The sequence below is a fragment of the Flexilinea flocculi genome, from assembly GCF_001192795.1.
Lineage (GTDB): Bacteria > Chloroflexota > Anaerolineae > Anaerolineales > Anaerolineaceae > Flexilinea > Flexilinea flocculi.
Genome location: NZ_DF968181.1, coordinates 1,212,930 through 1,232,602 on the forward strand (window position 1 = coordinate 1,212,930; position 19,673 = coordinate 1,232,602).

General features: G+C 41.2%; 18 protein-coding genes. 12 read left to right on the forward strand and 6 right to left on the reverse strand.

Going from position 1 to position 19,673, the window contains the following annotated elements:
- Positions 1–8 precede the first annotated feature (8 nt).
- From ATC1_RS10125 to ATC1_RS10140, 4 genes are all read right to left on the reverse strand, one after another.
- Positions 9–779, reverse strand: a complete 771-nt coding sequence (locus tag ATC1_RS10125; protein ID WP_062281361.1) for an ABC transporter ATP-binding protein — start codon at positions 777–779, stop codon at positions 9–11.
- The gene (locus tag ATC1_RS10130) at positions 776–1,846 is read right to left on the reverse strand and encodes a branched-chain amino acid ABC transporter permease (RefSeq protein ID WP_201777274.1); all 1,071 of its coding nucleotides are present in this window, start codon (positions 1,844–1,846) and stop codon (positions 776–778) included. The genes ATC1_RS10125 and ATC1_RS10130 overlap by 4 nt, the downstream gene beginning before the upstream one ends.
- A 14-nt stretch (positions 1,847–1,860) precedes the next feature.
- The gene (locus tag ATC1_RS10135) at positions 1,861–2,772 is read right to left on the reverse strand and encodes a branched-chain amino acid ABC transporter permease (protein WP_062281364.1); all 912 of its coding nucleotides are present in this window, start codon (positions 2,770–2,772) and stop codon (positions 1,861–1,863) included.
- A 247-nt stretch (positions 2,773–3,019) separates the two neighbouring features.
- On the reverse strand, positions 3,020–4,183 hold the full coding sequence (locus ATC1_RS10140; RefSeq protein WP_082174842.1) for an ABC transporter substrate-binding protein: 1,164 nt from the start codon (positions 4,181–4,183) through the stop codon (positions 3,020–3,022).
- Positions 4,184–4,828: 645 nt separating this feature from the next.
- Here ATC1_RS10140 and ATC1_RS10145 point away from each other — a divergent pair.
- The 3 genes from ATC1_RS10145 (at position 4,829) to bfr (ending at position 7,703) form a co-directional block, all read left to right on the forward strand.
- Positions 4,829–6,160 carry a glutamine synthetase family protein gene (locus ATC1_RS10145; RefSeq protein ID WP_062281367.1) on the forward strand — a complete coding sequence of 444 codons (1,332 nt, stop codon included), beginning with the start codon at positions 4,829–4,831 and terminating at the stop codon, positions 6,158–6,160.
- A 526-nt stretch (positions 6,161–6,686) separates the two neighbouring features.
- Entirely contained in the window at positions 6,687–7,172 is a 486-nt protein-coding gene (locus ATC1_RS10155; RefSeq protein WP_062281373.1) for a ferritin-like domain-containing protein, read from the forward strand.
- Between the two features lie 63 nt (positions 7,173–7,235).
- Positions 7,236–7,703: a bacterioferritin gene (gene bfr / locus ATC1_RS10160; RefSeq protein ID WP_062281375.1), complete on the forward strand. Its 468-nt coding sequence runs from the start codon at positions 7,236–7,238 to the stop codon at positions 7,701–7,703.
- 173 nt (positions 7,704–7,876) lie between these two features.
- Here bfr and ATC1_RS10165 read toward each other — a convergent pair whose 3' ends face one another.
- Positions 7,877–8,653, reverse strand: coding sequence for an alpha/beta hydrolase (locus ATC1_RS10165; protein ID WP_172667762.1), 777 nt, complete (start codon positions 8,651–8,653; stop codon positions 7,877–7,879).
- Positions 8,637–10,055, reverse strand: coding sequence for a CapA family protein (locus ATC1_RS10170; RefSeq protein ID WP_062281381.1), 1,419 nt, complete (start codon positions 10,053–10,055; stop codon positions 8,637–8,639). Before ATC1_RS10170 ends, ATC1_RS10165 begins: the two co-directional genes overlap by 17 nt.
- 260 nt (positions 10,056–10,315) lie before the next feature.
- Here ATC1_RS10170 and ATC1_RS10175 point away from each other — a divergent pair, with 260 nt between their 5' ends.
- The 9 genes from ATC1_RS10175 to ATC1_RS10215 all read left to right on the forward strand — a co-directional run bounded on the left by ATC1_RS10175 (position 10,316) and on the right by ATC1_RS10215 (position 19,557).
- Entirely contained in the window at positions 10,316–11,719 is a 1,404-nt protein-coding gene (locus ATC1_RS10175) for a bactofilin family protein (protein WP_062281383.1), read from the forward strand.
- Between the two features lie 209 nt (positions 11,720–11,928).
- A complete protein-coding gene (locus ATC1_RS10180; RefSeq protein ID WP_236688128.1) occupies positions 11,929–12,144 on the forward strand; it encodes a helix-turn-helix transcriptional regulator in 216 nt (71 codons plus the stop codon).
- A gap of 2 nt (positions 12,145–12,146) precedes the next feature.
- A complete protein-coding gene (locus tag ATC1_RS10185; RefSeq protein WP_062281386.1) occupies positions 12,147–13,043 on the forward strand; it encodes a hypothetical protein in 897 nt (298 codons plus the stop codon).
- A gap of 258 nt (positions 13,044–13,301) precedes the next feature.
- Positions 13,302–14,555 carry an extracellular solute-binding protein gene (locus ATC1_RS10190; protein WP_062281388.1) on the forward strand — a complete coding sequence of 418 codons (1,254 nt, stop codon included), beginning with the start codon at positions 13,302–13,304 and terminating at the stop codon, positions 14,553–14,555.
- A 3-nt stretch (positions 14,556–14,558) separates the two neighbouring features.
- On the forward strand, positions 14,559–15,437 hold the full coding sequence (locus ATC1_RS10195; RefSeq protein WP_062281392.1) for a carbohydrate ABC transporter permease: 879 nt from the start codon (positions 14,559–14,561) through the stop codon (positions 15,435–15,437).
- Between the two features lie 12 nt (positions 15,438–15,449).
- Positions 15,450–16,298, forward strand: coding sequence for a carbohydrate ABC transporter permease (locus tag ATC1_RS10200; RefSeq protein WP_062281397.1), 849 nt, complete (start codon positions 15,450–15,452; stop codon positions 16,296–16,298).
- A complete protein-coding gene (locus ATC1_RS10205; protein WP_062281399.1) occupies positions 16,295–17,209 on the forward strand; it encodes an ROK family protein in 915 nt (304 codons plus the stop codon). Before ATC1_RS10200 ends, ATC1_RS10205 begins: the two co-directional genes overlap by 4 nt.
- On the forward strand, positions 17,206–18,252 hold the full coding sequence (locus tag ATC1_RS10210) for an SIS domain-containing protein (protein WP_062281403.1): 1,047 nt from the start codon (positions 17,206–17,208) through the stop codon (positions 18,250–18,252). The genes ATC1_RS10205 and ATC1_RS10210 overlap by 4 nt, the downstream gene beginning before the upstream one ends.
- Before the next feature lie 165 nt (positions 18,253–18,417).
- Positions 18,418–19,557, forward strand: a complete 1,140-nt coding sequence (locus tag ATC1_RS10215) for a hypothetical protein (protein WP_152024290.1) — start codon at positions 18,418–18,420, stop codon at positions 19,555–19,557.
- Positions 19,558–19,673: the final 116 nt, after the last annotated feature.

Genomic DNA, 19,673 nt, shown 5'->3' on the forward strand with positions numbered 1-19,673 from the left:
AGTATCGTTCATTTGGATTCCTCCTCGCCAAGGTAAGCTTCAATAACACGCGGATTTTTTTGAATTTCAATGGGTGTACCTTCTGCGATGGTCTGACCAAAATCGACTACTTTGATCCGTTCAGCAATGCCCATAACGACGCGCATCTGATGTTCAATAAGAAGAATCGTCAATTGGAATTGTTTGCGAATCATTTGGATCAATTCAATCAAATGTTCAACTTCAGCCGGGTTCATACCGGCAGCTGGTTCATCTAAAAGAAGGAGCTTGGGTTGAGTCGCCAAAGCGCGAGCGATTTCCAAACGCCGCTGTTGGCCATATGGCAGATTTTTCGATATTGTATACGCCTGATCCTCAAGGTCAAATATTTGCAATAATTCCATCGATCGCAATCGAATTTTCTCTTCCTCTTTGTGAAATCCTGGTAAATGGAAGATTGCTTCCAACGGTGAATAACAGACACTTGCATATTGCGCAATACGAATATTATCCAATACGGAAAGTTCTTTAAACAGCCGAATATTTTGAAATGTTCTTGCGATACCGGAAGTAATGATTTGATTCGTGGGCAAGCCAACCAGTTCTTTCCCTTCAAAATTGATCTGTCCGGATGTTGGACGGTAGACGCCGGTGATTAAATTAAAAATTGTAGTCTTTCCGGCGCCATTCGGCCCGATGATTGCGACCAATTCGCCTTTTTTAAGCGAGAGGTTAAAGTCTGTGACAGCCCTGAGACCACTGAACCAGTGTGTGAGATTCGAAATGGTCATGAGATTCATGATTTCACCTCCTCTGATTTCTTGCGATTCCTGTTCTTTTTTGAGAATGGATTCAGACTGATTTTTTGGAATCGTTCAGCTTCCGGGATCAGAAATGGAAATTCGCGCATTCCCATAATTCCTTTCGGCCGATAAATCATGAGGAAAATCAGCATTAATGGCGCAAACACCTGCCGCCATTCCTGACTGATTCCGGCAAATTGCAGAATCGAGCGTAAGGCTTCCAGCACGATGGTATAAACGACTGCCCCCATGACTGATCCTCCAATACTGCCAATTCCACCTAAATAAACCATAACGAGCATATCCGTCGATTTGGCTATTGTGAATCCTTTCGGATAAATGTATTGCAATTCATGGGCATATAAAGCACCGGCAATACCGGCCAAAAATGCTGAAAAGACAAAGGTCAGGACTTTTACCTGGCGTGTATTGACGCTGAGGAGTCCGGCTGCAGTTTCATCTTCCCGAAGAGAAAGCACACCGCGTCCGAGGTTAGAAAAAATGAAATTACGAGCAAGAAAAATTGTGATACATACCCAGACGAATGTCCAGGGGAGATTGGTCATTTTATCCATACCCATAAAACCGCGTGGTCCGCCGATTCCATCGATATTCTCAATTGCGCTTTTTATGATCATATTAAAGGCTAATGTCACAATCGCGAGATAGTCTCCGCGCGTTCGGAAAGAAGGAAATGCGACGATCAAAGCAAAGACACCGGCGATGACACCGCCAATGACAACAGTAAAGGGGAAAAGATAGGGATTCAGACTGTCAGGGATGACCCATACACTCAGAAGTGAAGCTGTGTAAGCTCCCAGTGCCATAAAGCCGGCATGCCCTACGGAAAACTCGCCCATGTAACCGTTTACCAGATTCAAACTGATTGTCAGAATTATGTTAATACCGATATAAATCAAAACCATGTCTATGTACGGATTGATAATTCCGGTTTTCGGCAGGATATAAGTCAAAGCGAAAATAATACATAGAAGAAATTTCATGCACCAACGCGTCCAAAATTTGACGGCAAGCGGCACTTTAACCGATACGGGGACGTCCATAGTATTTGTCTCCTTCATACTTTCTGTACAGCCGGTTTTCCAAGGATGCCGGTTGGTTTGAAAATTAGCAGAACCAGCAGGAGTGAAAAGGCGACAAAATCTCGATAGGTGGAGGTTGGTAAGAAAACCGGTGTGAAGATTTCAATAAATCCGAGAATATATCCGCCCAACATCGCACCGCGAATGTTACCGATTCCTCCTACAACTGCTGAGATAAAAGCCCACCAGCCGATTCGGATCCCCATATACGGGTCAATGCTGTAAGCCATACCATATAATGTGCCGCCAATGGCGGCAACCGATGCGCCGAGGATAAAGGTTATGGAGATAATTGTATCGACGGAAATACCCATCAGCGGTACAGTAAATTTGTCCCATGAAATTGCCCGCATTGCCATTCCGATCATCGTCTTTCGGACAACCAGATCCAGCAGAACCATAGCGATTCCGGAAATCAGAATGATCATGATCTGAAGGGTGGAAAATGTCACTCCGGCGATTGAATAATTTCTGGATTCAAACAATGCCGGAATAATGCGGGAATCAGGTCCGATCGGTTTAAATGCGACCATAAAATTTTCAAGCAGAAGACCAACTCCCAGAGCAGTAATGACACATGAAATTCGCGGGGCAGTCCGAAGTGGCTTATATGCCAGTCGTTCAATAAGGACTGCAACCAGCGATGTTCCTGCCATTGCAGCGAGCAGTGTAGCAACGAAGGTGAATAATGGCGGCAGATGATGGGTCAATCCAAGAAGTAATGTTGAGACGAAAAACGCGATATACGTACTGACCATGAAGATATCCCCATGGGCAAAATTGATCAGTGTCAGGATACCATATACCATGGTGTAACCCAAGGCAATAAGTGCATAAACACTTCCTACCTGCAGCGCATTAAGAATTTGCTGAACATAATACTGCATAATGACTCCAAATGGTTGAAAAAATATTTGATCCAATCTGCAACAGCGATTCGAAATATGAGAAGGTTTTTTTTTGTTGCATTGTTTTTGCGTGAAACGTCAAAATTACTTTTTTTTTACATTTTCAAATTTCGAATTACTGAATCTGCGCAGGAAAGTGTCCGGTTTTTTCTGAATGGACACCGCGACACTTTCCTGTAAAGTTTCACGTGTATTTTTGTGTCTTACACATGGCAGCGGACGAAGATTACGGATTTGCAGTCTGGAAGTATTTGAATGTGCCGTCGGTGACCTGGATGACTACGGCGCTCTTTACAGGATCACCGGTTCCTTTGAAAGCCATATTACCGGTTACACCTTCATAGCTGGTGATAGCAGCCATGGCATTTCGGACAGCCTCCCTGTCAACCTTTCCTGCTGCCTGCAGTGATTGAAAGAGAAGTCCAAAAGAATCATAAGTCAGTGCAGCGACATCGTCCGGTGTGGCCTGGTATGCTGCTTTGTACGCAGCGATGAATCCTTGTGCTTTTTCTGTGGCAATATCTGCCGCATAATGGGTTGTGAAATAGGATCCATCGCAATCAGAACCGCAAAGGGTCAACAATTCAGCGGAACCCCAGGAATCACTGCCGATAAAACTGCCTTCATATCCCAGTTTTTTTGCTTGTTGAACCTGAAGGGGTACTTCTGAATAGTAGTTTGGAAGGAACAGACTGTCGGCTCCTGCCTGGACAATTTTGGTAATCTGCGCTGAGAAATCTTTATCCCCGGATGTATAACTTTCAAAGGCTGCGAGTGTAATGCCAGCTGCTTCGAGTGTGGCTTTGTATACCTCAGCAATGCCTTTATTGTATTCCGATGCCACATCATACAATACTGCCGGTTTGATGGTTTTTAGTTGATCTAATGCAAATTTTGCTGCAACCTGCCCTTGAAAATCATCGATAAAAGCTGCTCGGAAGACATATTTTTTTGGAGATCCAGATTTTTCATCGATGGTGGCTTTTGCATTGGTAGACCACGGGCTGATCATGAGCATTTTGCTGGATTCCGCGATGACAGATGCCGGGATTGCATTTCGACTGGCGTTCGGTCCTATCATTGCAATAACACCAGCAGTTGCCAATTTCTGTGCGGCTGCTGCGGCTGATTCCGCTTTGTCTTCATTGTCTTCGATGAGAAGTTCAACCGGATATTTCTTGCCTTTAATGTCAAGCCCACCGGCATCGTTGATTTCTTTTACTGCCAATTCAGCAGCATTTTTACAAGATGCTCCTACCACTGGCACACTGCCGGTCAATTCTGCATTCAGACCGATAACAATTTTATTGGATTTACTTCCGGATTGACATCCGGTAAGGATGAGAACCAGGCATAAAAATACTAAAACAAAAGATTTGATACGTTTCATAAAACCCTCTTCTAAAAAAACTGAATTCCAAATGATTGGATGAAAACCATTGCAATTTACTTCTAATTGCATCAATTCTTTTTATGACAGTCTCTCCTTTCTGGAAGAAATCATCCGAAATAATAGAATAAAATGGCAGGGATACTGTTTCTTTATACGTATCCTGCTCTTGTCAACGAGTTGAATTGAAAAAAAAAACCGATTAAGTCTTATTGCGGGGGTGTCCCCGTCTTATGCAGCAATTTGTCTACATGATTAAAAATAATAACGAAAAATTTTAACACAATTTTTTAAACGCAATACTGGTTTTGATAAATTATTACATTTATTTCATTATTGATTTGGCGAATCATGGAATTGTCCCTAAAAAAGGGACAAAAAACAAATCGAATTCGATTGCAAAACTACAACGAAAAGGCTCGGTATATTATTTGGATATTTGCATAATTAATTGAAAATCAAAAAACATATCTGTAATATTCCTTAAAACTGGTATTGACAACCAAAAAGCACATCCATATAATTCGGAAATTATTTTTAAGAATCAGCCCGTTAAAAAATCTGGATTAACAATATCGTAAACTGGATGGCGAATAACACATCAGAATATATTTGATGTGAAAATTTATTTTTTGGAGATAAATTATGGATGCAAAAACTCTGATTAAACGTGTTGAAGAAGACCGCGCGAAATTTGTTTCGCTGCAGTTCACCGATGTGTTTGGGACGGTGAAAAGTGTGGACTTACCTGTTTCAAAATTGCCTGAGGCATTAGACCAGGGTATCATGTTTGACGGCTCATCAGTAGAAGGTTTCGCTCGCATCCAGGAAAGCGATATGCATCTCCGCCCCGATTTGGATACATATACTGTCCTGCCATGGACACCCGAGGATATGCGCCGTTCACGAATCATTTGTGATGTCGAGTTACCTGACGGCAGACCGTATCCCGGTGATCCTCGCGGCGTTTTGAAACGTGTCTGCAATGAATTGGCTCAGAAAGGGATGATTTATAATGTCGGACCTGAACCGGAATTCTTTCTCTTTCGGGGAAATGGCGGCGGTACACATCCAGTTCCGTTTGACACAGGCCGATATTTTGATTTTTCTTCCGATGATACTGCAGTTCGGATTCGCACAAAGCTGATTCTGGCTCTGAATGAAATGGGGCTGGATGTAGAAGTGGGACACCATGAAGTGGCGTTAGGACAGCATGAAATTGATTTTCGGTTTGCGGACGCTGTAAAAACTGCTGACAACATTTTAATGATGAAATTTACAGTAAAAGCTATAGCCGCACAGGAAGGGATTATCGCTTCTTTTATGCCGAAACCGGTATTTGGTGAAAATGGTTCTGGTATGCACTGTCATCAGTCCATTTTTACAAAAGATGGGAAGAATCTTTTCTATGATGGAACGAAGGAGATGAATTTCTCTGATTTTGCCCGTCATTTCATTGCAGGTCAATTAAAACATGCAAAGGGACTAACAGGAATGGTAGCACCTTGTGTAAATAGCTATAAAAGACTGGTGCCGGGGTATGAGGCACCTGTCTATATCGGATGGGCTCAGACGAATCGTTCCGCTTTAATCCGAATTCCAAGCGCCGGCAATAATCCGAACGCAGTACGGGCTGAATTGCGCTGTCCAGATCCATCCTGCAATCCTTATTTGGCGTTGGCGGCTATGCTGGTTTGCGGTATGGAAGGCGTTGAACAAAATCTTGAGCCAATGGAACCGATGAATAATGTCAATGTGTTTGAATTGACCCGACGGCAACGTCGAGAGATGGGAATTGAAGAACTGCCTGGATCGTTGAAAGAGGCTCTGCTTGCAATGGAGAACGATCCGCTTTTTGAGAACCTGCTTGGAAAAGACTTGTTTGATTCTTATACACGCGGCAAATGGAGCGATTGGGATGAATTCCGGACATCGGTTTCTGACTGGGAAATTGACAGGTATCTTTTAACCATCTGACAATCGGATTTTTATGGATTACTTTTTGTTCTAAGGTGGAAAATAGCTTCGTGAAAATCACGAAAGATTCTACATAGACAAAGGAATTTTTATCAATATCATCAGATTAGAAATACTGGATGACATCTCTATACAGCAATTCATAATATGGGAGTATTCTTTGTTGTTGTGATGATTTTAAGCTTTGCACAATTCCATCACAACAACACGTTTTCCCATCTTTCTGTGAAACACAAGCCTATATTTAAATTACTGTTTTTGATTAAAGCATAGGATCCAAAAAATCGATGATGGATCCTATGTCCTTTTTTATCTCAATCCATTTGTTTAATTTGATCCGGATTTCATCCAACCATAAGCCAATAAACTTCTTCACTTTATTCAGAAAGTTGGCAGATATCTTGAATTTCTCTGTAAAGACTGTTTCAATTGTCTTGAAAATCCAGTACACTTATATTAAATATTTTTTCTTTTTACAGTCTTAATTCAAGTAGTAATAATAAAGAAAAGATCGAGAGGCATCCATATGAATAGTCTGCAATTTGCAATCGAAATGGAACATGAAGGGGAAAAGTTTTATATGGAACAAGCTGAACTCAATAAAAAAAACGACTTGAAATTTGTTTGTGAATTATTGGCAGCTGATGAAAAAGAGCATGCGAAAATGTTGACTGATAAAATGAATCATGAGGAGTCACAATTTCCTGAAACTAATACGCTTGCTGATGCAAAAAACATCTTTACAGAAATGACACCGATTCAATCAGGAAATGAGGAATTGAAAAGCCAAATCAGTTTCTACCGGAATGCATTGGAGATAGAGCAACAAAGTGTTGATTTCTATATGAAGTATCAAAAAGAAACGACCGATGATGGTGAAAAAAAACTGTTTGATTTTCTGATCCAACAAGAGAAAACACATCTCGCAGTTCTGGGAGAACTCTATTTACTCTTGAAAAATGCAAAAGACTGGGTTGAAAACGCCGAATTCGGTCTGCGGGAAGATTATTAGCCAGGCGGTAATTGAAATATTGAAGAATCCATTAACCAAAACATAGAGAGGAGATCACAGTATATGAAGGGAAATCCGGAATTAATAAAGGTATTAAATGCACTTCTTTCGGATGAGTTAAGCGCTATAAATCAGTATATAGTTCATTCGGAGATGAATGCAGATTGGGGGTATCAAAAACTCCATGAATATTTTGAAAAACGCTCCATTGATGAAATGAAACACGCTGAGAAACTGATCGGGAGAATTCTGTTCTTAGAGGGAATTCCGATCGTCACGAATTATCAGCCGATAAAAATCGGGAGTGATTTGATCAAACAATTGGAAAACGATCATCATTCGGAAGAAGGCGCGATTCAGGCTTACAATGCAGCCATTGCATTTGCGAGTGAGGTCAGGGATTTTGCGACAAAAGAGATCCTTGAAAACATTCTAAATGATGAAGATCGGCATATTGATGAGATTGAAGAGCTGCAGGATCAGATCGGGCATATGACTTTGCCGATCTTCCTGACAACACAAGTCGAATAGTATGTTTTGTGATCAGTAATTCGAAGTTTCGATCGGATTCTGGAATATTTCCAGCAGTTCGAAATATCAATAAACATTTTAAATTAATCGCGTACACTTGATGTTGTGATGTTTTTGCGCTTTGCGCAAAAACATCACAATCATTCGTTAATCCCCCATATTTCAAATTGCTATTATTTTTGCAGATTGTCAGAATACCAGATGAGATAGTTTTCCACCTGGGATTTCCAATAATCAATGTCGTGTTTCCCTGAATTCAGGATAAAATCATACGGATAACCAAGTTTGGATAATTGTTGAACAAAAGCACGAGCCCCGTCCAAATACCCGTCTTCAGTACCGATATCAATTCTTATTTTCGCTTCTGGAAACAGACCTTTGTTATCCTCAAAAATTCTGAAAACCGTAGAATCAGAAAAGACCCGATCGGGAAGACTGTGCAGACCGATTACTCCAAAAATCGAATAATTATGGAATGCAATTTTTTGAGCCCATAAAGCACCGCGGGAAATTCCGCCGATTCCGGTAGATTCCCGCTTATTTCCGATTTGAAATGTTTCTCGAACAAACGGTAATAATTGATCTATAATCATCTGATCATAATTCGATTCCTGTAGTAATTCCATATACCGTTCTTCTCGGGGCATCACAACGACCAAAGGCTGAATTCTTTTCTCTTGGATTAAGCGGTCAATGGCTTCCAATAATCCATTTTGCTGCCAGATTGATTCATTCTGGCTTTGTCCATGTAAAAGAAAGAGGACAGGATATTCTGCATTCTTCTGATAATCTGGCGGAAAGTAAATCTGGAATTTCATAGGTGATGAATAGGAGACAATATTTCCCTTTTTTTCATCATAAAAACCAATAACTGATTCGAATAGACAGCCAAAAAGAATCAGGAATAATAAAAATTTTAACTGTATATTGTGATTAATGTTTCTTATCATAGCTTTCAGCACAGGAAAAAATTTCATTCAAGAAATCATAACGTTCTTCATCAGTCATCAGTCTTGGTTGCGCATAGTCCATTAACAGGGCAGTTTTCAATTCCACCTGGATCAGTTTGCCATCATAAAATACGTAACGATCGAGAAATTCCTGCCGTGTCCCTGTGATTGGGCGATCCATCTGATCAAAGAAAAGATTCCCCAGTCCGTAATGAATAAAGCGGTCCTTCGACGGAATCATCGTCTGTGCGTAATGGGCTTGCGATCCTGAAATTACGACTGCGCCTGCATCCGATAGCCGCTGAAAGTCAGCTTCCTGGCGCTCGCTGGGTATTCGAGAATATATTTCATAATACTGCAGTGAGACAATAACCAGATAACCTTGTTCTGTCAGTTCGCGAATTTCCTTTTCCATTTGGTTAAAATCACAGCGATTGACTCCCGGAAGCTGTTCCGTAACAAAAACATGATCAGGTCCGGCGATATTGCAGCCAAGAAACGCAAATTGATTTCCGTTATGCTCGACAAAGAGAACTTTTGCTGCCTCAGTCGGAGTACGCCCGGCTCCATAATAGGGGTACCCTTTTTTTTCAAGCAATGTCAGCGTTTCCAGTAGTGGAGGCCAATCATAATCTCGGAGATGATTTCCTGTCAGTTCAACAAGATTGATTCCCAGGTAATCAAATAATGATAAATACGTGTCAGGCGTGCAGAATTGCATGGTTGTTTTCAGTACTGGCTGCGGACATAATGACCAAAATGAAGATTCATTCGAAATATGACGAAGATCTGAATTAAAGAAAACATCCCGCAGTTTTTCTCCAGGATAATTGATCCCGTTCAGCATCATTTTGTATGCGGTTGTTCGGGTCAGAGCGGTCGTTCCTGTCATAAGGAGCGTAGTGGCTTTTTCCGGTAAAAATGGAGAAGTGGATTCGTTATTAACAGTCGGAACAGCAAGGGGATCTTTCTGTTGATCATAATCTTTATCCCATGGCGCCGGAAGCCCATCGATGGAAATCCGCTTCCAATTCGGTTGGAGCGATACAGTTGGAACAATGGCGCAGATACCCTGATCGTTTTGCGATAACTCTTTTTGAATTTGATCGAATGAAGCAATTTTTATACGCAAATTTGAGCTTTTGCCAAACTTTGATTCGAAATTCGTACGGGTTGTCGTATCAACCAGCAGCGTTGCAATTTTATCTTCGATAGGAGTTCCTTTTACCCATAAATTTGTGAATTCTTTCTGACTGATTGAATCAAAAAGTGTGAAAAATGGACAAGCGATCGAGTAAGATGGAACGCTTATTTCCTCAGGAGGAACAAGGCTGCCTGCAAATGTCATTGCGAATGATACGAGAATGAATCCAGTGATTAATTTTTGTCTTTTTAGAATCATACAAACAAGTATATTCAGATTCGGTTTTTATGGATCATTTTTCAGGAATTTGCCTGTTTTCTTTTTTTTTCTTTAATGGAAATAATTGCAACTTTTTTAGATGGAAAAAAACTTTTTCATAAAACAGGGGGAATTTTTTTTTTCACTTCTTGGAGGAACCAAAATAATTCCTCTGTTATTTCGAATCGCTGAGAACTTATGTTATTTTTTACGTATACTAAAAGTGAATTAAGAAGTTAACAAAAGAGGAAGGGCAAGCGATGGAAATGAACAAACGGTTTCATTTGTTTTCAATTATTTTATGTGTTTTTGTCTTGATGACAGTTTTGTTTATACCCGTTCAGGCAGCAGAATTTGATCAGGATGGACTGCTGGAATCGGATGAAGTGATCGATGATGACCTGTTTATCGGAGGCGATACCGTGGATATCAGCGGTGAGATAAACGGGAATTTGCTGTCTTCTGGTAATACTGTGACACTGAATGGCAAAGTGAATGGCAACGCTATTATTGTAGGTAATACCATTCACATTGCAGAGACTGCAGTAATTGACGGGAACCTCTTTGTCGGTTGCGCGGTTTTAATCATTGACGGGCAAGTGACCGGATCTGTTTTTACAGGTGGCGCATCACTTTCATTGGATAAAACAGCGGAGATCGGAAGGAATGTTTTCTATGGCGGTTATTCGTTAGAAGCTGCAGAAGGCAGCCAAATAGGAAAAGATCTTTTTGCTGGAATCTATCAAGCGATGCTGAAAGGCAGTATTGAGCGTGATGTAAAAGCAGGTGCTGGCGCATTTGAACTGAGCGGTAATGTCGGGCGAGATGTGAACGTGGATTTGGGCATCATTTCCAATAAAAATGATCAATCGATGAATTTTATGAAAAATATGCCTTTCATGCAAAATCCTGCCATTCCGGATGCAATCCCTGTTGGATTGCGGATTTCTGATGAAGCCGAAATCGGTCGAAATCTTACTTATTCCTGTTCTCAGGATCTGTCAGCAGGAATTCAATCTACTCCCGGGGGAAAAATTACTTTCAATGAGGTAACTACAGCGGAAACTGTTGAAAAACATGGCTTTCTTAATCGCTTCTTATTATGGCTGGTGGACACAGCAAGAAAGTTTATCACCCTATTAATTCTTGGATTGCTGGCTGTATGGTTGATTCCGCTTTTATTGAAAAAGACGGAAGAGCAGGTTAAAACGCAGCCTTTACCATCCGCTGGTTATGGCGCCTTGACGATTATCCTTGGCTATCTTGCGGCGATTGTTGCGGCTGGAATTATCTTCGGCGTTGGAATTCTGATCAGCCTTTTAACACTGGGTGGATTAAGTAAAGTGATATTTGGCGTCGGATTCTCTGGACTTTCTCTGCTTGTCACGATTTTTACCTTCCTGGTATCCTATGGATCGAAGATTGTTGTTGCTTTTATGGTTGGCAATTGGATCCTTTCAAAAATCGCTCCATCAGCGAAAGGCCGGAATTATTGGGCGATTGTGATCGGCGTAATCCTTTATGTGATCCTGTCCTCGATTCCGCTGGTTGGTTGGATATTTACACTGGCTGCGAAGATTATCGGTATGGGTGCGATGTGGCTTGCTTATCGTGCGAGGAAAAAAACTTTGCAGATAGCTGAGGAAAATCCACAAACAGTATAAAATTGCGCATAGATTTAAAAAGCGTTTCAATATATTTGAAACGCTTTTTTTTAATTCTCTTCATCATAAGGTCTTTTATCAATTGGTAGCAGCAATTCGAAATATAGACAAGCTTTCCTCATTACGAATCTCTGAATTTGGGAGTTGAAAAATAGTAAATAATACTTTATATTATGTATATAATACTTAACAAAAGAAGCGAGGGCGTGTTGAAACTCGGAAATTCATTAAGAAAGAAACGATTTGAGTATCATGAAATTTCTCAGCAGGATCTGGCGAACGCTGTCGGTGTTTCGAGAATCACGATCCATTCGATTGAAACCGGAAAGTTTAATCCGTCCGCATTGCTTGCCCTTAAAATTGCCCGATTTTTCAACTTAAATGTAGAAGAAATTTTTTATCTCGTTGATGAAGAGGATATTTGATAATGGAAAAAACGTTGAAGAATATTGACGCATGGCTGAAAATCCCGGCTGTCGTGACGGGAATCCTGTCCATTGGGTTTTTTGTTTTTGATTTGATCATTTTATTGCAGCTGCAGCCTAAAATGGTTCATTTTGATTCACTCAGCGAGCGGGATTTTCAATTAGTCAATTACTCCGGATACGGGCTGATTGTGTTCCTGCTTTTTTGTTTGTTGTCGATCTATCGGTTGCTGCGATTTCTAAAATATGCGGAAAGGATAACCTTTTTGTCCATCGTTTCGTTGGCTGCGGCAATTGCAGGGTTCCTGCTTATCTTCAGTTTTATTGGATTGCTGGACGATATCGGTGACCAATATGAGCAAAAATTAAGTCAACCGGAATGGAATTGGTTATATCCGGTCATTGTTCTCCAGATCGCAGTGGCTGTCTGGTTGGTCTGTATGCATTATTTGGATATGAATCTTGTTCGTCAGGAAAAACAAATTACGCTTGATGGAAATATATTCCTGCTGGTGCATTATACCGGTTCGCTGTGCGGGTTCTTAGGTGTCGTCTTCTTATTAACAGGCTTTCGATTTGCTTCTGCATGGAACTTATTGATACATTCGACGATTGTTCCAATTATTTTGTTAATTCCGTATATTCTGATACTGGTGTATTGGTTAATTTGCAAACTTCAGGAAAAATCAAGGACATGGTTTGATGAAAAACAGCTGCAGGATATCGGAAAATCCGCAATACTGACGCTGATCATTCATTTCCTTATTATGACCGGATTATTTATCCTGAACTATAACAACCTTGCAGGGGCAGTTCGCCTGCTTTGGCTGCCTATCGATCTTTTTCTGTGTCTGACTTCCTTTTCTGTTTGGAATCTGATTTTCTATACCAAAGGGTAAAAGATCAGTTAATCGAAATATAAAAAAATAATTGATTATTGTTTTTTTGTTTTTCTCGAAAAAGGACTATTAATACTCCTCCTTATCGTTAGAAATTCCAAAAATTCATAAAATAGATTGACTTTCTTAATAAAAAAAGAAGCCTCCCTATACGTTCGAATTGCTGTAGAAATACTGGTCCGCTTGACATTCCTCATGACTGCTTCTATAATTTTTTTATACCACAGTATGTCCATCATCAAGAAATGGAGATTGAAAATGAGGAAGAATTTTGTTTTGTCTTTTTTGGTAGTTTGTATCTTATTGACTTTGTTTGCAAGTACGGTTTTAGCTGAGGAAGAAATTGAATTGCGCTTTCTCGGTATGGCACAAGCTGCATATTCGGAGCAGAATGTGAATGATATGACAGCTGATTTCATGAAAGATCATCCAAATATTAAAGTATCCACCGAATTTGTCCCATATGAAGAGCTGCGGAATAAGACGATGCTTGCATATGGTTCGAGCAATTCTTATGACGCCGCATTGGTCGATGATATCTGGTTCGCTGAATATGCAGCCAAAGATATGCTGTTGGACATCACAGCCGATATTCCGCAGGAGTATAAGGATGGTGTTTTGGCTGGCGCCTGGAATGTAACCACGAAGAACGGAAAAATTCTGGGAGTTCCCTGGTTCCTGGATACCATGTACCTGTTTTATAACAAGGATATGCTTTCAAAAGCCGGTTTCGAAGATACTCCCAAGAGTATTGAAGAAATGGTTGAAATGGCAAAAGTCCTGAAGGAAAAAGGAATTGTTGAATATCCGTTTGTTTTCAGTATGGCTCAGGCAGAAGCATTAATTTGTGTGTATGCAAATTTTCTGGAAGCATATGGCCAGTCTTTCCAGGATGCCGAAGGAAATTATATTCTTCAAGACAGCGGTGTGGAAACGCTCGAATTCCTTGTCAGTCTGATGGATGAAGGATTATTGAATCCTAACTCACTTGAATTTCTCGAAGAGGATGTCCGCCGCGTCTTTTCATCCGGTGATGCTGCATTTACCCTGAATTGGGCGTATATGTATGCGCTGGCAAAAGATCCTGCTGAGAGTTCGTTGGCGCCGGAGGCAGTGGGAATTATGACGCTGCCTGGCAAAGAAGGAATCAAGGAACATGCAGCGATGAGTGGTTCGATGGGATTGGGTGTTTTAAGTAAATCAGCTCATCCAAAAGAAGCACTTGAATATATTCTGTATCTTTCCAGTAAGGGTGTTCAAGATACTTATTCAAATCTGCAACTGCCCGTTTGGACAGCATCCTATGATGATCCGCAAATTGCTGCCGGACGCGAGGACATGGTGGCAGCGGCAAAACAAGCATTTTCGATTATGAATGTTCGGCCGAGTGAACCGAATTATCAGGAAGCCAGCGCGATTCTGCAAAAGAACATTCAAAGCGCATTATATGGTGATGTGTCTGCAAAAGACGCTCTGACCAGTGCGATTGATGAAATCAATCAGATAAAATAATTTATGTCCTATAAGCAAATTAAGGGCAGCTATTCATTCTTGACCATTCCCATGATTTTAATCATGGGAATGGTTATTGGATGGCCGCTCATTCAGACTTTCATTTTCAGTTTTACGGATGCTGATCTGCTTGGAATCACAAAGCCAGGTTTTACAGGTTTGAACAATTTCCTGGATGCATTTCAAAATCGAGGCTTTCTGAATTCACTGAAAGTTTCCGGCATCTTTGCTGTTGTGGTGGTATCAGTGGAGGTGATTCTCGGGACAAGTGTTGCTTTACTCTTGAATCAACCGTTGATTGGCAGCAAAGTTGTGCGTGTTTTTCTGATCCTTCCCTGGGCAGTACCGACGATTGTTAATGCGATCATGTGGCGTCTGATTTACAATCCTGAGTATGGCGCTTTGAATTCACTCCTTTACCAACTGGGATTTATTGACAAATATATCAGTTGGCTGAGCAGTGCCGACAAGGCGTTATGGGCTATCATTTTTGCGGATATTTGGAAAAATTTTTCTTTAGTTACGCTCATCGTCCTGGCATCGCTGCAAAGTCTGCCAGAATCGCAAGTTGAAGCCGCAAAAATTGATGGCGCAAATTCCTGGCAACGTTTCTTTTATATAACGATGCCCCACATCATTCCATCTCTTCAGGTTGCGATGGTTTTGCGCATTATTGAAGCCGTGAAAGTTTTTGACATCATTTATGTGATGACGAAAGGCGGCCCAGCCAATAAGACCCGGACCGGAAGTATATTTATCTATCAGGAAGCTTTTACAAATTCCAGGATCGGCGCCGGATCTTCCTTTGCTATCATTATGGTGGCATTCATCATCCTATTAATCCTTGTTTATATGAGGACATTGAGCCAACAAAAGCGATAATTGGGAATATCTATGAAGAAAAAATTCAAGTTTTCAACACTGCTGAAATATTTCGCCCTGATTATCCTTTTTGTGTACATTATCAGCCCGTTTTTATGGCTTTTGATTATGTCTGTCAGTTCATCTGCTGAATTGACACTAAAGCCGCTGCGTTGGATACCGGAAAAAATCGATTTTTCAGCTTTTAAAGAACTGCTTGTAATGGGGCTTAATACCCGCGGTGAATTGTTCTTGTATGCACTTCGGAACAGCCTGGTTACTGCGATGACAACTGTCCTGTTATCTATGTTGGTGACAATACCGGCAGCCTGGGTGTTTTCCCGTTATTCAGGGAAAAAGAATGTGATTCTTTCATTGGCAATTTTTACATTTATGCTGCCGCCTGTTGCTTACTGCATTCCATTGTATAAACTACTGGTTCGATTTGATCTGATGGATAAATCGCTTGCATTGGCGTTTGTTTACTGCACATTTGTACTTCCTTTTTGTGTCTGGTTGATAAAAAGCAGCATCGATGCCATTCCCTATGAATTGGAAGAGGCGGCTGTTATTGATGGCGCAGGCTTTTTACAGCGAATTATTCAAATCGTTATGCCCCTGTTACTGCCGGCTCTTGGTACTGTTGCGTTGATGTCTTTGATTATGGCGTGGGATGAATATTTTTATGCGATGTTATTCACAAACAGCAAGGCAGCAATTACACTGCCGGTTGTGATCGCAAATCTTGCCTCAGGTCGTCAATCGAACTACAACCTGATAGCGGCAGGTGGTGTGCTGGCTTCTGCTCCTCCGGTAATTATTGGTATGCTGTTTCAAAAAGCTTTGATTAAAGGGCTTGTTTCAGGAGGAGTCAAAGAATGAAAGTTTACTGCGGAATTGACATTGGTGGAACGAGAGTCCGAATTATACTGATCGATTCCTCAAAACAGATCCTGGCAAAAGATCAGTTTTCCACTTTATCTGGTTCAGGTCCAACAATCTTTATGGAAAAGCTGACAGCAACAATCCAAAAAATCCTGCACCGATCTGGATCGGATTTTGAGTTGCAGTCTATCGGAATCGGTTGTACTGGACCTGTGGATGAAAATACCGGGGTCATTTTAAATCCTTATACACTGGGTGGTTTGGAAGGATTTGGGTTAACGGAAGCAATTAATGCTTGTTTCCAGGTGCCAGTTTATCTTGACAATGATGCCAATACAGCTCATTTAGGTGAAATTGCCGCCATGGGAGAAGCTGCGCCTCAAAATACTGTCATTTTAACTATGGGAACCGGAGTTGGTGTGTCGATTCGCGTCGGCGGAGAGATATTTCGTGTTCCGGGCGGAATCCATCCTGAGATCGGCCATATTCCAGCAGGAATTATTTCGGATGTAACGTGTTATTGCGGGAAAAGAGATTGTCTTGAAAATACAACTTCAGGCACTGCGATTAATCGGGATTCCAAGCGATTGTTTGGATTACCTCCTGAAACAGTACTGGATTGCTGTGACACACCCGAAAAGCAACAATTTCGTGAAAATCTCATCGCTGCACTGACAAATTCCATTGCGATACTGACCGGAATCTTTAATTGTGAACTGGTTTTTATTGTGGGTGGGATGCAACCGTTTTTTGACAAATATCTCATTAAAGAAGCTCAGAAACGACTGTCTGGACTGGAAAACATCTTTGGCGGTACCAAAATTTTGTCGAAAGAAACCAGTTCCATTTCCGGCAGTTTTGGCGCAGCGATCCTGGCTCAAGACAAATTTGAAAGGAATTATCGATGATGCAATTATTCGAAAAGTATAAGTCTCTTCTGAAGGACGATGAGGGGCTGAGGGCGATAGAAGTTGAGATGACAAGACAAAAGTCAGACCTCTATGACACTTACAATACGCAAAAAACAATGATTTATGAAATGGCAGCTGCAATTCAGAAAAGCAGAAATGTACTATTGTTAGGAATGGGAGCTTCACATTTTGTCAATCAGATCTTTGCATTTCAAATTCGGAAAATGGGGATCGAAGCGAGTGCGATTCCTGCTTCAGAGTTTCTCTATGATCCAATTCCTGTAAATAACAAAATTGTAATTTTAACCTCTCAAAGCGGTGAATCCATTGAGACAGTAAAATGTCTGCCTGATCTTTCAAATATTGATGTTTATTCCGTTACATTAACAGCGGATAGTACCATCGCAAAGCAAACGAAATCGGTCATTTGTTCCGGCGGTGGTGAAAAGGCATATGCCGGTACACGAAGTGTAACGCTTACTCTGGCTGCATTTGCTTTTGTGGCGGAGCGGCTTGGACAGATTCATTTTGACCAAATCCGGCAGGCAATCGAATTTGAGCAAGCCGATATGGTTGCAATGGAGAAAGCAATCTGGACATTATTCAGCAAAAACTCCATCATTGCGACGGGACGCAGTTTGTTTGCGCCTTTGGCGCAGTTGTTTGCTTTGGGTTGTGAGGAACTCGGTACAAAACCGGTTTTGTGTAACGAAACAGGAATGTTTCGGCACGGCCCGATGGAAATTTTGGATTCTGACACGGTTTTGGTTGTCTTCCGGCAGGAGGGTGAGCTGGGTGAGCTTTGTACCTCCTTTGAAGCTGCTCAGAAACAAAGCGGGTGTTCGTTGATCGTTTTGGACAGCTCTGGATTAGCTCCACTGACGGATGCGATTACAATTTCCTGTCCCATTGGTTCGGATATCACGGCGGTTCTCGGAATGATGACAACATTTCAGACACTGATGGTTGCTTATGCCTGTGGCAAAAATCCAAGAACTGGATTGCCGCGCTATGGTTCAAAAGTAACCGTCAAGGAATAATTTAGCTGTTTTTTCCGGATCAAGTAAATATATCGAGAGGATTCATCGATGAAAAATCCTTGTCGGAAATTTTTCAGTAATTCGCAATATGAAAAGAATTCTTTATTCGAAAAGTCAATCCATATTATCAATTGCTTATTATTTCTGCAATTGATAGTATTTTTCATGATGATCCCGATTCGATCGGTTGGCGCTGAAAACTCGGAATATGATTATTCCGAATTTCAGCGTGCAAAGAATCTGGCAGTTAAATACCTCAATTCAAAATTAGCAATCGGTGTCCCGATTGCATCGTATGAGACAAAGATCCCTTCTATGAAAAATGCTGCTTATACCTATGATAACGCGTTAACAGCACTGGCTTATATCGCAGAAGGAAAACATCGAAATGCAGCGAAGATCCTCGATTCATTGGTTCAAGGAATTCAAAATGACCGTTTTCGACCGGACCGGATTCGGAATGTCTATCTGGCTGGCAACAGTAATTATCCTGCGCACTGGTGGGATGGAGATTGGATGGAAGATGCCGCTCAGGTCGGGACGACGACTGGTAACAGCGCTTTTGCAGCGCTGGCTTTTTTACAGTATTACCACCGCTGGGGAAACGAAATCTATCTTCAGACTGCTGAGATAATCATGAATTGGGTGCTTGAAAATTGTCAGGATCAAAACAGCGGTTTTACAGGTGGTTACAAAGGATGGCCGGAGAAGGATCAGATTGATGTATTAACCTTTAAATCCACTGAACATAACATCGATGCTTTTGCTGCTTTCCAGCAGCTTTTTTACATCACAGGAGAAGAGAAATATCAGACGGCGATGGAAAGCGCCCGTGAATTCATTCGATCCATGTATGATGAGAACGGATATTTCTATATCGGTACTCAATCTGATGGAATCACTCCGACAAAAGGAAATATTATTTTAGATGTTCAAGTTTGGACGATTTTAGCTTTGGGAAAAGACTTTTTGCCTGATCCAAGCGTTATTGACATGGTCATATCTATGAAAACGACAGAGGGTGGATTTCCCTTTCACAAAGAGAATACGAAAGGCGGCTTTTGGAGCGAGGGTACTGCATTCTCAGCCCTGGCATTTCGAAACATGGGTATGGATGCGGATGCTTTTTCCGCATTAAGATTATTGGAACAAATTCAGTTGGATAATGGCGGATTCCCCGCTGCAACGGTAGAGAATCTCTCAACTGGCGATGGATGGGGATATAATCAGGACACCCACATTGCTCCCGCTGCCTGGTTTATTATGGCTGTGGATAATTTTTCGCCGTTTGTTTTCATGAAATAGCTCGTTGCAATCATATTATTCGTATTATTCCTTGAAGTTGGAATCTGACTGACCCTTATTTTCTCAATTATTCGAATTGTAGATGGGTATTCTGCAGTAACAATTTGAAATAAGAG